Raw genomic sequence first — 13,724 nt, 5'->3', positions numbered from 1 at the left:
CACTGAGGTGTCCTGCGGTGCACTGCCGTGCACTGATGAAAGGATCTCGGTTCCCCGCCGCCGCCACATCTGCCGATCGGCAGATATCCGCTCAGCCAAGGGCGGGCGCCGGGAGCACGCAGCGGACCCGCCAGCCGGGGCCGTGCGGGCCGGCGTGCAGGGTGCCGCCCAGGGCGCCGACCCGTTCGTCCAGGCCGGCAAGTCCGGTGCCGCCGCCCTGCCGGGTCCCGGGCGGGGCCGCGGGGCCGGCGTCGTCGGCGACCGTGACCTCCACCGCCCGGTCGGCGGTGCGGCCGGCGAACACCTCGACCCGCCCGGCCTGCGGCGCGTGCCGCCGTACGTTGGTCAGGGCCTCCAGCACGACCCGGTAGGCGGTGTCCTCGGCCTCCCGCGACAGCGTGCCGGCCACCTCGTCCTCCAGTGACAGCGCCACCTCGGCGGCGGCCATCGAGGAGAAGCGGCCGACGAGTTCGGGCAGGTCGGCCAGGCCGTAGAGGCGGGTGGGCGGCGGCTCGCCCCACTTGCGGCTCTCCGCCTCGCGCAGCGCGGCCACCGTCTGGTCCATGGAGTCCAGGGCCCGCAGCCCGGCCTGCTCGATGCGCTGGAGCAGTGACCGGTACTCCTCAAGGCTCGTGTCGTCGGCGAGCTGTGCCGCCTGGGCCTCCAGGACGATGCCGGTCACCTCGTGGGCGACGAAGTCGTGCAGGTCCCGGGCGACTTCCAGGCGCTGTTCGCGCCGGGCCAGGGCCACCGCGTGCGCCCGGCGGTTGTCCAGCGACCGCAGATACAGCCCGATGCCCGCCGCGACGGCGACCGGGAACAGGGCGAAGAGGGCGCCGGCGACCGACTCCTTCAGCCCCGCGGTGGGGGCGTGCAGGGTGAACCGCAGCGGCAGCAGCACCGCGGCGGCCCCGGTCAGCGGGGCGACGAAGGCCACCTTGGGGCTGGGCACATGGCGTACCACCCGCTCCAACAGGACCAGCAGCGCGACGGTTTCGCACGGGTACCACAGGATCACCAGGCCCGGCGGTCCGAAGTAGCCGGCGTCGACGGCCAGGGAGAGCAGCGCCGCCCCGGCCGCCGCCCGGTCCAGCGAGATCCGGCCGATCGGCCAGACCAGCACCGCCACGGCGAGGGTCAGCGCGGCGACGACCGCCGCCGGAGCGGCGCTCGGGGGCGACACGAGGGCGGGGACGAGCATCGCGGCCGCCGCGAACCCGGCCCAGCGGCCGCGTCGTTGCCGCCGGCGCTCCGGGAGCGGAAGAGTTTCGTCATCCATGGGGTGAGGCTACGCACCTTCCCGGGTGCCGGCGGCGGTGAGCACGGAACGCATCGAGCGGCATCTGCCGTACGGCAGATATTTCCGGCGGGCGGCCCCGGGCCGTTACGGAACGGTGTCCGTTCCGGGGCCGGGGAATGTCAGCCGGGCAGCTGTCCGGTGGCATAGCCCAATTCCCAGGCCCGTACCGCGATCCCGACCCGATTCCGGACCTGGAGCTTGCGCTGAATGCTGGCGACATGCGTCTTCACGGTGCCCGCCGAGATGAACAACTCGCGGGCGATATCGGAATTGGACTTGCCCTCGGCGACCTTTCCGGCGATCTCGGCCTCGCGCTCGGTCAGTACCGCATCGCGCTGTTTCCGGGCCCGCCGGCCGGTCGCCGGGCCGGTGACGTGCTGCAGCAGCCGCGCCGTGATCTGCGGGCTGATCAGGCTGTCCCCGGCCACCGCCGCCCGGACCGCCTCGACCAGCAGGGCCGGACCCGAGCGCTTGAGGACGAATCCCGAGGCGCCGAAGCGCAGCGCGGGATAGACGTATTCGTCGAGATCGAAGGTGGTGACGACGACGACCCGGACCGGGTGCGGAAAGGCGGGATCGACCAGCCGGCGGGTCACCTCCAGGCCGTCCATCCGCGGCATGCGGATGTCCACCAGCGCGACGTCGGGGCCGAGTGTGCGGGCCAGTTCCACGGCGTCCGCGCCGTTCGCCGCCTCGCCGACGACCGTCATGTCGGACTGGCTCTCCACGATGCGGCGCATTCCCCGGCGAACCATCTCCTGGTCGTCGGCGATCAACAAACGAATAGTCACAAGCGGGAATTCTGCCGTATGGCGGGACGGGCCGGGGCGGCTTTCTTCCGGGGACTCCTGCCCGGTGCCGCCGCCGGCCGTGTGACGTCCCGTCAGGCCGTGGTGGCCCCTTCCTTTTCCATGGACAGCACCAGGCTGCGGGGGCGCATGTCGGTCCAGTGCTCGGTGATGTGGTCGAGGGCCGACTGGCGGTCGGTCTCCGCGAGGGCCACCGTCCAGCCGGCCGGCACCTCGGCGAAGGCCGGCCAGAGCGAGTGCTGGCCCTCGTCGTTGATCAACACCAGGAAGCGGCCGTCGGGGTCGTCGAAGGGGTTGGCGCCCATCTCTTCTTGTGTCCTCTCGTGTTCGGGGTGCGAGCAGTGCCGGTGGTGCCGGGACCTGGCGGCGGCCCGGGGGGACAGGGCCGCCGCCAGGAGATCAGACCGCCTGCCGGTCGGCGCCGGGGCTCACGCGCTTGAACGGCATCGACCGCATGCGCTGCGGCGGAACGATCGGTAATGGGACGGGGGACCGGGCGGGGAGGCTGTCGCCGCCGCTGTGGCGCAGCAGGGCGGTGCCCAGCGGCGTGAGGGCGTGCAGGGCGGTGTTGCGGTTGCGGGAGGTGGTCACCAGCCCGGACCGGCGCAGCACCGCCGCGTGCTTGCTGGCACCGGCCAGCGAGATGCCCAGCCGTTCGGCCAGTTCGCCCGTGGAACAGCCCTCGGTGAGCGCTTCGAGCGCGGCCGCCCTGGTGTGGCCGACCAGGGCGCCCAGCGCCTGTTCGTCGTGTTCCGGCGTCCCCCAGATGTCGCCGCGCGAGGAGATCTTGACGGGGTAGACCAGCACCGGCATGGCCTCCCGGCCGACCGCCGGGACGAACGCGCAGGACTGCTCGGACAGGAAGAACGACGGGCACAGCAGCAGCCCGCGGCCGTCCAGGTGGATGTCGCGGTGCGGTCCGTGCCGCACCTCCAGCACCGGCGCCCGCCAGCGGACCTTCGGGTGCAGCGAACTCAGCAGCCGCTCGACGCCGTGCGCGATGGCCACCCTGCCCCAGCCGTCCCGGGCCCCGTCGAGATGGCCGCGGATCAGGCTCCAGTGGGGCAGCACCGCCACCCGGCACAGTTCGGCCAGCAGCCGGGTGCCGTTGCGCTCCTCGCCGGGCGCGATCTGGTCGGGATCGGCGCCGGACGTGAAGGCGTCGGCGAAGGCTTCCGGCAGCTCCTCCAGCGTGCGGAACTGCTGGGACAGTGCCATGAACCGTGCCGCGTCCCGGCCCAGTTCGGCGCGGACGGTGCGCCGCCACTCATGGAAGGCGACGTCGCCGTTCCGGCCGAAGAGGTAGAGCGCGAAGGCGCTCTCCGCCAACGGCCCGAGGGTCGCCAGCATCCTGGTATGAGCCAGGTCCTCAACTGTGAAGTGGATCCTCAGCACGTGCTCCCCCATTGTCATCACTGATGTCGTGCGCGCTCGACGAGTAGTCGCTGAGCAGTCGGCCGCCGTGCAGGGTCTCCCCGTAGGCGAACACGTGGCCGTCCCCCACCTCCAAAGGCGCGAGCGTCCGGAAATCATCCCCCAGGCCCTCGAAGAACGTGAGATCGGCCGATCCGGTCCAGATCGGGGAGAACTCCACATCGCTGACCTCGGACGCGACCAGCCGCGGCCGCGGCCCGGCCGCCGAGGGCACCCACTCCGGGAAGACCAGGGTGTGGGCCAGGGGGACGTCGTGCAGCACCGGCCGCCGGTCGGTCTGCCGCTCCACGGTGACGGCGGCCTCCACGACCCGCCGTCCGTGGACGGAGAGCGCGCCGTCGAACCGGCCGCCGGGCGCCAGCCGGGAGCCCGCCCGGCCGACCGTGACCGGCCGGCTCTGGTGGATCACGCCGAACTGCTTGGGCATGCCCTGCACCCAGCCGCGCATCATCGGCACGGCCTGGTCCACCCAGGCGTACGGAGCCCGGGCCATGGGACGGCCCTCGAACTCGCAGCCCAGCAGGATCAGGAACTCCCCGAACTGGCACCGGGCGGGATCGGTCAGCTCCGCGCCGTCCGCGGAGCACCACTGCCAGGTGGCGAACACCGCGGCCGCGGCACCGGGGTCGGCGCCCGGCTCCAGCCCCGGCGGCAGGAACCGCCGTGCCGCGTCCGGGTCGACGCGGTACTCGACCATGACCACCTCGCCGGAGAAGTGCCACGGCGGCGGGGTGAGCATCGCCGACTCCCCGGTCGGCGAGAGCGGCAGGCTGTAGCCGACGGGGCCGCCGTCGCCCGGACCGGCCGCCGTGGGCCTGCCGTCGGTCCCGATGCTGGTCGTCACGATCTCACTCCGATCCGGGGCTCCGGCATGCTGCCGGCCCATGCGGTGGTCAGCCGCTGTGCGGCCTGCTCCAGTACAGCGGGCGGGTTGAAGCTGAAGGCCAGCCGGACGCCGGCCTCCTGGGTGGTGCCGAAGCGCGAGCCGGCGGCGATGCCGACGCCGGCCCGGGCGGCGCCGGCCAGCAGCGCGGACTCGTCCGCCCCGGCCCCGAAGCGCAGCCACAGGAAGAACCCGCCCTGCGGCACGCGGAGTTCCAGCCGCTCCCCCGCCGTCCGGCGCAGGGCGCCCACCAGGGCGTCCCGCCGGTCCCGCAACCGCGCCCGGAACGACGTCAGATGACGGTCGTAGGCGCCGCTCGCGAGCAGCGTGGCCACGGCGAGGGAGGTGGTGTGGTTCAGGGCGCCGCCGCTGACGAACAGTCCGTGCGCCACCAGCCGGCGGGCCAGCGCCCGGTCGGCGAGCAGCCAGCCCAGGCGGAGGCCCGGGCCGAGGGTCTTGGAGAAGCTGCACAGCCGCACCACACCGCGGTAGCCGGCCAGGGAGGCCAGCGACGGCGGCGGGGTGTGGTCGTCGTCCAGCGGCAGTTCCGCGTAGGCGTCGTCCTCCACGATCAGTACGTCGTGCCGGGCGGCCACCTCCAGCAGCCGGCGGCGGCGCTCAGTGGGCATGGTGTGGCCCACGGGGTTGTGGTGGGTGGGGGTGAGGTACACGAAGGCCGTCCGCGCGCCCTCGGCCGCCGTCCGGGCCAGGGCCTCGTCCAGCGCCTCGGGCAGCATCCCCGAACCGTCCATGGCGACCGGGGCCGGCCGCAGCCGGCAGTCCCGGAAGATCTGGCGGCCCAGGTCGTAGCAGAGCTCCTCGGTCAGCACGGTGTCGCCCGGGGCCGCCAGGGCGGTCGCGAGCAGGTACAGGGCCTGGGAGGTGCCGGCGGTCAGCAGGACCTGTTCGGGGTCGCAGGGCCGCCCGTCCGCCGCGGCGGCGCGGGCGGCCAGCAGGGCGCGCAGCGGCTCCGCGCCCGGGTTGTGGCCGTAGCCCAGCGCCGCCGCGCCGTACTCCGCCAGCGCCTGCGCGTACGCGTCCCGGAGGAGCGGTACCGGCAGCAGCGCGGGCTCGAGGTAGCCGGGCCCCAGGTCGAGCACGTCGGCCGGGGCGACCTCCTGCACGACGCCGGGCCGCCACTGCCGGGTGTGCGGCAGCGCGGGCTCCGGGTCGGGCGGGGGTCCGGCCGCGTCGAGTGGCGCCCTCAACGCTGCTGCAGAACGTGGCGCAGCGCGCGCACGGACTGGGTCAGCGGGTCCGTGGAGCGGGCCAGGGCGAGCCGCAGGGTGTGGTCGCCCTGGGACGGGTCGGCCCAGTGGAACGCGCGGCACGGCAGGGCGTAGACGTTGTGCGCCCGCAGCCGCTCCCAGACCTGCGTGCCCGTCAGGTCCGTGAGGCCGATCCGCTCGACGCTGGCGCGGCTGTCCGGGTCGGGCACGTGGACGCCGGGCAGGCCGGCCAACTCCTCGCGGACCATGGCGCGGTGGCCCGCGATGAAGCGGTGCAGGTCCGCCAGGCCGCCGGCGGCCGCGTCCTCGGAGAAGCGGCGGACCATGGCGAGGATCAGGGGGGAGACGCCGAGCAGGATGTCGGAGTAGATCTTCTCCACGGGCAGCGCGAGGTTCTCGGAGTGGACCAGCATGCCGACCTTCAGGTCCAGGGTCGGCCAGAGCTTGCCGGTGTCCTCGATGACCACCCAGCGCGCGCCGCTGGCCTGGAGAACCTCGTAGTGGTCGTAGTGGGCGCGGGTGTCGAAGCCGCGGAAGGAGGTGTCCAGGGCGAGGACCACGCCGTGGGCGGCGCACTGCTCGGCGAGCCGGGTGAGCCGCTCCTTGGAGAGGACCCGGCCGGTGGGGTTGTTCGGGGTGGTGACGAAGACGCAGCCGACCGAGGTGAGCAGGTCGGTGTCGAGGTCGTCGCCGTGCAGCGGGTCCTCGGCCAGCGGCACCAGCTTCAGGCCGTTGCCGCGCAGCAGGTCGGCGATGTTGTCGAAGGTCGGGTGGACCAGGGCCACCGACCCGGTGGTCTCGGCCAGCGCGCGGGAGAGGATCTCCATGGCGACGGACGAGGAGTAGCAGCTGAGCACCCGGCCGGGGGCCGAGGGGTAGCTGTGCTGGCCGAGCGCGGTGAAGAAGGCGGCGTGCGCCTCGCGCTCCAGCTCCTCGACGGGGCGCTTCTCGCCCTCCTCGAAGAGCAGCGGCAGCTCGGCGACGATCTGGCTCTGGCCGGCCGTGAGCGACTGCCGGGCGTGGCCGTCGGCGAGGTTGAACTCGCTGTTCAGCGCCAGGAATTCGAGTTGTGTGAGGTTTTCGGTAGCACCTTCGGAGTTCCCCCGAGCGGCGTTTTCTTGCTGCATTCCGGACACAGGTGTACCTCGCAGAGACATGGGTGTTCCCCGGTTGCGGGATGACGGGGTCCGCGCGGCCGGTCGGCGCGGGGAGTTGCTCCCGGCCGGGGCCGTGCGGACGGCACGATGTGACGTGGGTGGTGGCGGCCGCAGGTCGATGGGCCGGCACCGGGCGGCGGTGCCGCGGCAGCGGTCAGTAGATGACGCGGGTGTGCGCGGCGAGCCGCGACCCGCGGGACGCGCGCAGATCGCGGGCGACGTTGAGCCGGCGCAGCCAGCGGTCCGTGCCGTCGAAGCGGGCGCGGAACGGCTTGCGGCCGTGGACGACACGGTAGTTGTCGATGAAGACCATGTCGCCGGGGGTGAGCACGACACCGGACATGGCGTCGTCGATGGCGGCGCCGATGGTGTCCAGCGCCTGCTGCTCGGCCTCGCCCTGGACGCCCTGCATGTAGTGCGGGTCGATCCGCAGATAGGGGTCGTCGGGGTCGCCGAAGAGGACGGCGACCGGCTCGGGCGATGCCATGGCGGCGTCGACGCGCTGCCGGCTGCGGGTGCGGAGGGCGGCCTCGCGCGGGCTCTCGTCCGCCGGTGCCTGCCCGGACATGCGGTGTGCGTCGTCGGGCAGGATGCGGAAGCGCTCCTGCGCGAGGATCTCCCGGGTCGCGTCGTCCAGCCGGACGTCGGCGATGTCGCAGGCGGTGGTCTCGACGCCGTCCGGGTTGCGCAGGCACATCAGGCCGAGGTAGTCGGTGCGCAGCGGGTGGAAGGCGTCCTCGGTGTGCCAGGTGAGGGTCTCCTCGCTGCCCCAGCCGATCTGCTCGTGCTCGAAGCCGCGGACGGGGTAGATGTCGTGCATGATCAGGCCGTCCTGCTGGGTGGCCCAGCCGATGGGGTCACCGAGCAGGTTGGCTATCAGGTAGAAGGCGATGTCCTGGCGGAGGGAGGAGGACGGTCCCGGCTTGTGCCGGCGCTCGGCCGGGGTCGGCCCCAGCGCGGCGTCGTCCACGGACAGGCCGCGCACGACGAGGAGACCGGACTTCTCCGTGCTGCGGTACTCGTGCAGCGCCTGACGCACCCGACGCGGTAATTCGTCGGCGAAGAGCCGGCTCTCGGCCTGGAAGTCCGGGGACTCCACGGTGTCGTAACGCCGGCTGAGTTCGTCGGCCACGGCGTCGATCGCGGCGACGTCGTCATCTTGCAGATGGTGCGTCAGCACGTACTCGTCCCTCCAGATAGGGCACCGGACTGGGAGGATCCGGCACCGAACGGCCGGTCAGTCGAATCTTTGACGCTTTCGAGAGGTTGTTCCATGTTATTTACTCGCCAGCTAAATTGCCCCGTCCTTCACAGGGTTCCCACTGGCCACACCCGTCACAGGGGTCACTCCGGCCCGGGACCAGCGGCGCATCACCGGCTTCTCCACGCCGTTGTGCAGCAGCCAGGCGAGCAGCAGGGACACCGCGAAGCCGGCGGCGATCACCACGATGCCCAGGGGCGTGCTCCAGGTACGGCCCACCAGCTCGCCGTCCTGCTCACTGTGGCCGAGCAGCAAGTGGCCGTACTTGAGCACCAGGTTGTGCAGCAGGTAGAAGGCGAAGGAGAGATCGCCGAGCCACACCATCAGCCTGCTGCCCAGGAAGGTGCCGCGGCCCCCGGCGTCCCGCGCCGCCAGAGCGGCGGTCAGCAGCGCCACCGGCACCACCGTCATCGCGCTCAGCCGGAACAGGTACGGCACGTGCTGGGCGAGCGCGTAGGCGACCACCAGCAGCAGCGCGGCGGCCGTCGCCGGCAGGCGTATCCACTTGCCGGTGAGCACGATCCGCGCCATCAGCATGCCGAGCACGCACTCCAGCATCCGGAAGGCCGGGAAGAAGTAGGTGAACCAGTACTGGGTGACCGAGACCCCGCCGAGCGGCATCTTCGGGGTGTCCGGCAGCGCGGTGAACGCGATCGTCGGGACCACGGCCACGCAGAGGACCGCACCGGCCGCCCAGAACCACAGCCGATTCGGCTTGATCTTGTTCACCAGCACCAGCAGCACCGGGAAGAGCGCGTAGAACACCACGTCCACCGCCAGCGACCAGCTCACGCTGTTGCCGGTGTCGGTGAACGCCGGGTCGTCGACCCAGGACTGCACGAGGAGGACCTGGGTGATCGACGGCAGCACCTCGACGCTCAGCCCGACCGAGAGGATCAGCACCAGGGCGAGCACATAGGCCGTGAGGTGGTTGGGGAAGACCCGGAAGAAGCGGCGGCGCCAGAACTTCCGCGCGGTGTCCGTGGGCCGGTACGACCACGTGATCACGAAGCCGCTCAGCACGAAGAAGAACGACACCGCGGTGTAGCCAATGGTCCCCATGGCGTCGAGGAAGCCCCAGCTGAGCTTCGCGTCGCTGAAGACCCCCTCGAAGGCGGCATGGGTGAGGAACACCGGCAGGGTGGCGACGAAGCGCAGACCCGTAAGGGACCTGAGGTTCACCCTGGGCGGCGCCGACCGGGGTCTTGGCTGGGTACTGGGCTGGGCACTCGTCTGCATGCGGACCTCCGCCGGACGGGCGACGGGCGGTGCGGACGGCGCAGGTCCGCGGCGGCCGCACCACCGTCTGCTGTTGGATGACCCGGGTGCGGTCGCCGGCACCGGATCTCCACCGCGCACGACTTCTGGCAACGCCTGCCCCGCTCCCCCGTTGATCCGGAGTTTGGCCGAGATCGTTCGCTCGCTCCACATCTTTCACTTGGCGGCTAAGTTGCCGAGCTCCGGGCCTGGTTCGGCGCCGCGCAGGGTGCGGCCGCGGGTCGGCTACGCGACCGGGGTTCCGGCGGGCCGCGGCGGCGCGGCCGCGCGCCGGGGGCGGGACCAGCGGCGCATCGCCGGCTTCTCGACGCCGTTGTGCAGCAGCCAGGCCAGCGCCATCGACAGCACGAACGATCCGGCGATCAGCCCGATGCCGGCCGGGGTGTCCCAGGTGCGCGGCACCACCTCGCCCCGGTCGTTCCGCGCGCTGACCAGGGTGTGCCCGTAGGCCAGGACCGGCTGGTGCACGAGGTAGAAGGCGAAGGAGAGTTCACCGAGCCAGACCATCCGCCGGCCGCCGAGGAAGGTGCCGCGGCCCTCGGCGTCCGCCACCGCCAGCGCGGCGGTCAGCAGCGCAAGCGGCACCACCGGCACCGCGCTCAGCCGGTAGAGGAAGGGGACGTACTGGGCGAGCGCGTACGCGGCGACCACCAGGGCCGCGGCGGCCGTCACCGGCAGGCGTATCCACTTGCCCGTCAGCACGATCCGCGCGAACACCATGCCGATCACGCACTCCACGGCGCGGGAGAGCGGGAAGAAGTAGGTGAACCAGTACTGGGCGCGGGAGGCCCCGCCGACCGGCATCGCCGGGCTGTCCGGAAGCACGGACAGGGCGACGGTCGGCAGTGCGACCATCACGAGCACCAGCGCACCGGCCCAGTACCACAGGCGAGTTGGCCTGATCTTGTGCACCAGGGCGAACAGCAGCGGGAAGAGCGCGTAGAACGCGACATCCGCGCCGAGCGACCAGGTGACGGTGTTGCCGGTGTCGATGAACAGCGGATCGGGCACCCACGCCTGCAGCAGGAACAGCTGGGCGAGCATGCCCGGTACGTCGAAGACGGAGCCCACGGCGAGCATCAGCGCCACCGTGAACACATAGGCCACGAGGTGGTTGGGGAAGACCCGGAAGAGGCGCCGGCGCCAGAACTTCCGCGCGGTGTCCGTGGAGCGGTACGACCAGGTGATCACAAAGCCGCTCAGCACGAAGAAGAACGACACCGCCGTGTAACCGGTGCTCCCCATCCCGTCGAGGAAGCCCCAGCTCAGCTTGGCGTCGTGGAACACGCCCTCGAAGGCGGCGTGGGTGAGGAAGACGGGTAACAGGGCCAGGAACCGCAAACCGGTCAGGGACCGGAGGTTGGGGTTGGGGGCCGTGCCGGACGGCCGGGCCGTCGACGCCTCCGGGGCCGGGCGCGGTGGTCGGGGGGTGGTCTGCATGCGGGGCCCTTCGCCTGGCCGCGCGGCACACACGCCGGAGCGGCCGGGGCGGGTCCGCGGACCGGCCCGGGACCCTCTGCACCGAGGTCGCGCGGACATCTCCAAGTGGTGATCTCCGAGCATCGTCGGAAGCGGAAGGGCGTTCCACCTTCTTTACCGTGGAGTCAAGTTGGCCGGTCGGCACCCGTGGGAACGGCCCCGTGACGCGGCTCCCCGGGCCGCCGGACCCCCCGGCCCTCAGGGCGCGTCGGGTGCCGGGGCGGGGAAGCGGCGCAGGGTCGGGCTGAGGGTCGCGGCGAGCGCGACCACCAGCAGGCAGCCGGCGCAGAGCAGCACGGCGGCGACGCCGCCGCCGGCCAGCCCGGTCAGCGCGCCGCCGAGCGCCGGGCCCAGCACGCCGGCGCCCCCGGAGCAGAAGCCGGCGACCCCGCTCATCCGGCCGCGCAGCGCGTCCGGGGTGACCGTCAACTGGTGGGTGAGCACGGTGGTGTTGGCGAGCGGGGCCAGGAAGGCGAGGGCCGCGAGCAGTGCGCCCTGGGGCAGGCCGGCCGGCACCAGCGCCATCACGGCGGTGGCGGCCACCGCGGTCCAGGCGAAGCCGAGGAGGATCACCGGTGGCCGGACGGCGGTGTGCAGCCGGGCCGCGAACAGCCCGCCGAGCAGTCCGCCCACGCCGAAGCAGGCCATCGTCAGGCCCAGTTCGCCCGGTCCGACCCGGTCCTCGCCGGAGAGCGCCAACAGCACGATCAGCAGCGCGCTGAACACCAGGTTGGTGACCAGCATCCAGGCCATCGTGGTACGGATCACCGGTTGCCCCAGGACCCAGCGGAAACCGGCCGCGAAATCGGCGCCGGTCCCCGGCCCGTCACCCGCCGACCCCTCCTGACCCGCCTCCGCCCGGTCCGGGCGCTCCCGGTCCGCACGTGCGCCGGCGCGGCCGCGGGGCAGCCGCAGAAAGCACAGCGCCACCGACGACAGCACGAACATCGCCGCATCGGCCAGGAACGGACCCGACGGCAGCGCCGCGAAGAGGAAGCCGGCGACGGCCGGGCCGACCAGGGTGGCGACATACGGGCGGGCGGCGTTGCGGGCCACCGCCGTGGAGAGCTGGGCGGGCGGCACCACCTGGGGCAGCGCCGCGTGCTCGGCCGGGTCGAAGACCGAGCCGAGGAAGCCGTCCGCCACCACGACCAGCAGCATGTGCCAGAACGCGTACCGTCCCAGCAGCAGCGCCCCGGCCAGGCTCGCCATCCCCAGCACCCGCAGCAGCTGGCAGCCCAGCATCAGCCGCCGGCGGTCCCAGCGGTCGGCGAGCACCCCGGCCGGCACCACGGCGATCATGTGCGCGGCGGCCAGTGCCGAGGAGGCCAGGCCGAGTTGGACCGGCGACCCGTGCCGGGCGATGATCAGCAGCGGGACGGCCACCGCGGCGATCTCCAGGGCCAGTTCGGACAGCAGCTGGCTCGTCCACAGGACGTTGTAGTCGCGGTTGCGGGACAGCGGGACGGCCGGGCGGCCGGGCCCCGCACCGGCGCCGCCGGCATCCGGTGTGTCCATGGTGTCCGGGGCGTCCGTGGGGATCGCGGTCATGCCGGGCCGCTGTCGTCGCCGGTGCGGGCGGCCAGCCGGCCGGTGATCTGGAGGTAGTCGATCCGGCCGGTGAGCGGATCGGCGACGAAGCGCCCCGGGGAGCACGTACCGTTGCCCAATTCCCGCATGACGAAGCGTAGTTCGGGGTCGCACAGCAGCTCGGCGCGCGGTGCGCCGCCGAAGCCGAGCAGCAGCCCGCCGTCGGCGGCGCGCGTCACCTCGAAGACGGTGTCGCCGTTGGCGTACCGGCCCAGGCAGCCGGCCGGGACGGGCACCGGCACCGGCCCGGCGGGCGCCCCGGGCTCCGGCCGGTCGCCGACCGGCAGCCCCAGCTCCCGCAGCCGGGGCGCCAGGTCCGCCCACAGCCGCGCCCCCGTGTTGGCGTTCGCGGTCAGTGCCACCGCGCTGCCGTTGGACGGGTCGAACCGCAGCGAGCAGTGCGTGCCGTCGCCGGTGCCGTCGTGGCCGTAGACGTCCGCCGCGCCGTCGTCGTAGCGCGCCCAGCCCAGCCCCCAGCCGTCGGCCATGCCGTACGGGCCGACGGCGATCGAGGCGAGCTGGTCGAAGCACATGTCGTCGGCGGTCGCCCGGTCCAGGGGGGCGGGGTTCGGGCAGCCCGCGAAGTACCGGCGGGCGAAGGAGACCAGGTCCGCGGCGCTCAGCGCCAGTCCGCCGTTGGGCAGTTCCACCTCGGGCAGGTCCTGTTCGGCGACCGGCAGCACCCGGCCGCGGGCCGCCTGGACGGCGTGCCCGGCGGCGACCGGGCGGCCGGTGCGCTCCGGGCCGGCGACGAACGCCGGCCGGATGCCCAGCGGTTCGAGCAGCACCGCACCGACCGCCTCCTGCCAGGTCATGCCGGTCACCGCCTCGACGAGCCGGCCCACCACGACATAGCCGACGTTGGAGTACGAGAAGACCGTGCCCGGCGGATGCGCCAGGTCCTCCGTCCGGCAGTGGCGGGCCACCCACCGGGCCCGGTCGCCGGTCCCGGCCGTGCCCTCCGCCACGTCGGAGGGCAGGCCGGCGGTGTGGCTGAGCAGCTGCCGCAGGGTGACCAGGCACCCCGCGCCGAACTCCGGCAGCGGCCCGTCCAGCGGGTCGTCGAGGTCCACGTCCCCGTCGGCCACCAGGATCATCGCCAGCGCGGCGCCGAACGGCTTGGTCAGCGAACCGACCGGGAAGGCCGTGTCCGCTTCCACGGGTGCGCCGGTGGCGGTGTCGGCCACGCCGGTGTGCACCAGGAAGCGGTCCCCGCCGTGCAGGACGGCGAGCTGTGCGCCCGGCACCTGATGGCGGGCGGCCAGCTCGGCCAGGACGCGGTGCAGTCTGTCAGGGTCCACGGG

12 protein-coding genes are annotated in these 13,724 nt (G+C 73.1%); all 12 read right to left on the bottom strand.

The window, feature by feature from the left end; all coding sequences use genetic code 11:
• Nucleotides 1–91 precede the first annotated feature (91 nt).
• A complete protein-coding gene (locus B073_RS0120615; RefSeq protein WP_018539976.1) occupies nucleotides 92–1,279 on the bottom strand; it encodes a sensor histidine kinase in 1,188 nt (395 codons plus the stop codon).
• A 140-nt stretch (nucleotides 1,280–1,419) separates the two neighbouring features.
• Nucleotides 1,420–2,091: a response regulator gene (locus B073_RS0120610; protein ID WP_026247566.1), complete on the bottom strand. Its 672-nt coding sequence runs from the start codon at nucleotides 2,089–2,091 to the stop codon at nucleotides 1,420–1,422.
• A 92-nt stretch (nucleotides 2,092–2,183) separates the two neighbouring features.
• Nucleotides 2,184–2,414 carry an MbtH family protein gene (locus B073_RS0120605; RefSeq protein ID WP_018539974.1) on the bottom strand — a complete coding sequence of 77 codons (231 nt, stop codon included), beginning with the start codon at nucleotides 2,412–2,414 and terminating at the stop codon, nucleotides 2,184–2,186.
• Nucleotides 2,415–2,508: 94 nt separating this feature from the next.
• Complete coding sequence (locus B073_RS40530) at nucleotides 2,509–3,459, bottom strand: ArsR/SmtB family transcription factor (RefSeq protein WP_018539973.1); 951 nt, start codon at nucleotides 3,457–3,459, stop codon at nucleotides 2,509–2,511.
• A 19-nt stretch (nucleotides 3,460–3,478) separates the two neighbouring features.
• Entirely contained in the window at nucleotides 3,479–4,387 is a 909-nt protein-coding gene (gene mppR, locus B073_RS0120595; RefSeq protein WP_018539972.1) for an enduracididine biosynthesis enzyme MppR, read from the bottom strand.
• Nucleotides 4,384–5,634 (bottom strand): enduracididine biosynthesis enzyme MppQ, encoded by a 1,251-nt coding sequence (mppQ, locus tag B073_RS40525; protein ID WP_018539971.1) that lies wholly within the window; start codon nucleotides 5,632–5,634, stop codon nucleotides 4,384–4,386. Before mppQ ends, mppR begins: the two co-directional genes overlap by 4 nt.
• On the bottom strand, nucleotides 5,631–6,782 hold the full coding sequence (gene mppP, locus B073_RS0120585; protein ID WP_018539970.1) for an enduracididine biosynthesis enzyme MppP: 1,152 nt from the start codon (nucleotides 6,780–6,782) through the stop codon (nucleotides 5,631–5,633). Before mppP ends, mppQ begins: the two co-directional genes overlap by 4 nt.
• 184 nt (nucleotides 6,783–6,966) lie before the next feature.
• Nucleotides 6,967–7,992, bottom strand: coding sequence for a guanitoxin biosynthesis L-enduracididine beta-hydroxylase GntD (gntD, locus tag B073_RS0120580; RefSeq protein WP_018539969.1), 1,026 nt, complete (start codon nucleotides 7,990–7,992; stop codon nucleotides 6,967–6,969).
• 111 nt (nucleotides 7,993–8,103) lie between these two features.
• Nucleotides 8,104–9,255: an acyltransferase family protein gene (locus tag B073_RS40520; RefSeq protein ID WP_018539968.1), complete on the bottom strand. Its 1,152-nt coding sequence runs from the start codon at nucleotides 9,253–9,255 to the stop codon at nucleotides 8,104–8,106.
• 321 nt (nucleotides 9,256–9,576) lie between these two features.
• Nucleotides 9,577–10,791 carry an acyltransferase family protein gene (locus B073_RS40515; protein WP_018539967.1) on the bottom strand — a complete coding sequence of 405 codons (1,215 nt, stop codon included), beginning with the start codon at nucleotides 10,789–10,791 and terminating at the stop codon, nucleotides 9,577–9,579.
• Nucleotides 10,792–11,028: 237 nt separating this feature from the next.
• A complete protein-coding gene (locus B073_RS0120565; protein WP_018539966.1) occupies nucleotides 11,029–12,381 on the bottom strand; it encodes an MFS transporter in 1,353 nt (450 codons plus the stop codon).
• Entirely contained in the window at nucleotides 12,378–13,721 is a 1,344-nt protein-coding gene (locus tag B073_RS0120560; RefSeq protein WP_018539965.1) for a serine hydrolase domain-containing protein, read from the bottom strand. The genes B073_RS0120565 and B073_RS0120560 overlap by 4 nt, the downstream gene beginning before the upstream one ends.
• Between the last annotated feature and the right edge of the window lie 3 nt (nucleotides 13,722–13,724).

The organism is Streptomyces sp. MspMP-M5 (assembly GCF_000373585.1).
GTDB lineage: Bacteria > Actinomycetota > Actinomycetes > Streptomycetales > Streptomycetaceae > Streptomyces.
This window is presented reverse-complemented; position numbering and strand designations above follow the sequence as displayed.

Bases quoted from the DNA above. Each gene is read 5' to 3' on its own strand.
- B073_RS40515 (WP_018539967.1), bottom strand. From the start codon at position 10,791: ATGCAGACCACCCCCCGACCACCGCGCCCGGCCCCGGAGGCGTCGACG.
- mppP (WP_018539970.1), bottom strand. From the start codon at position 6,782: ATGCAGCAAGAAAACGCCGCTCGGGGGAACTCCGAAGGTGCTACCGAA.
- B073_RS0120615 (WP_018539976.1), bottom strand. From the start codon at position 1,279: ATGGATGACGAAACTCTTCCGCTCCCGGAGCGCCGGCGGCAACGACGC.
- B073_RS0120605 (WP_018539974.1), bottom strand. From the start codon at position 2,414: ATGGGCGCCAACCCCTTCGACGACCCCGACGGCCGCTTCCTGGTGTTG.
- B073_RS40530 (WP_018539973.1), bottom strand. From the start codon at position 3,459: ATGCTGGCGACCCTCGGGCCGTTGGCGGAGAGCGCCTTCGCGCTCTAC.
- B073_RS0120565 (WP_018539966.1), bottom strand. From the start codon at position 12,381: ATGACCGCGATCCCCACGGACGCCCCGGACACCATGGACACACCGGAT.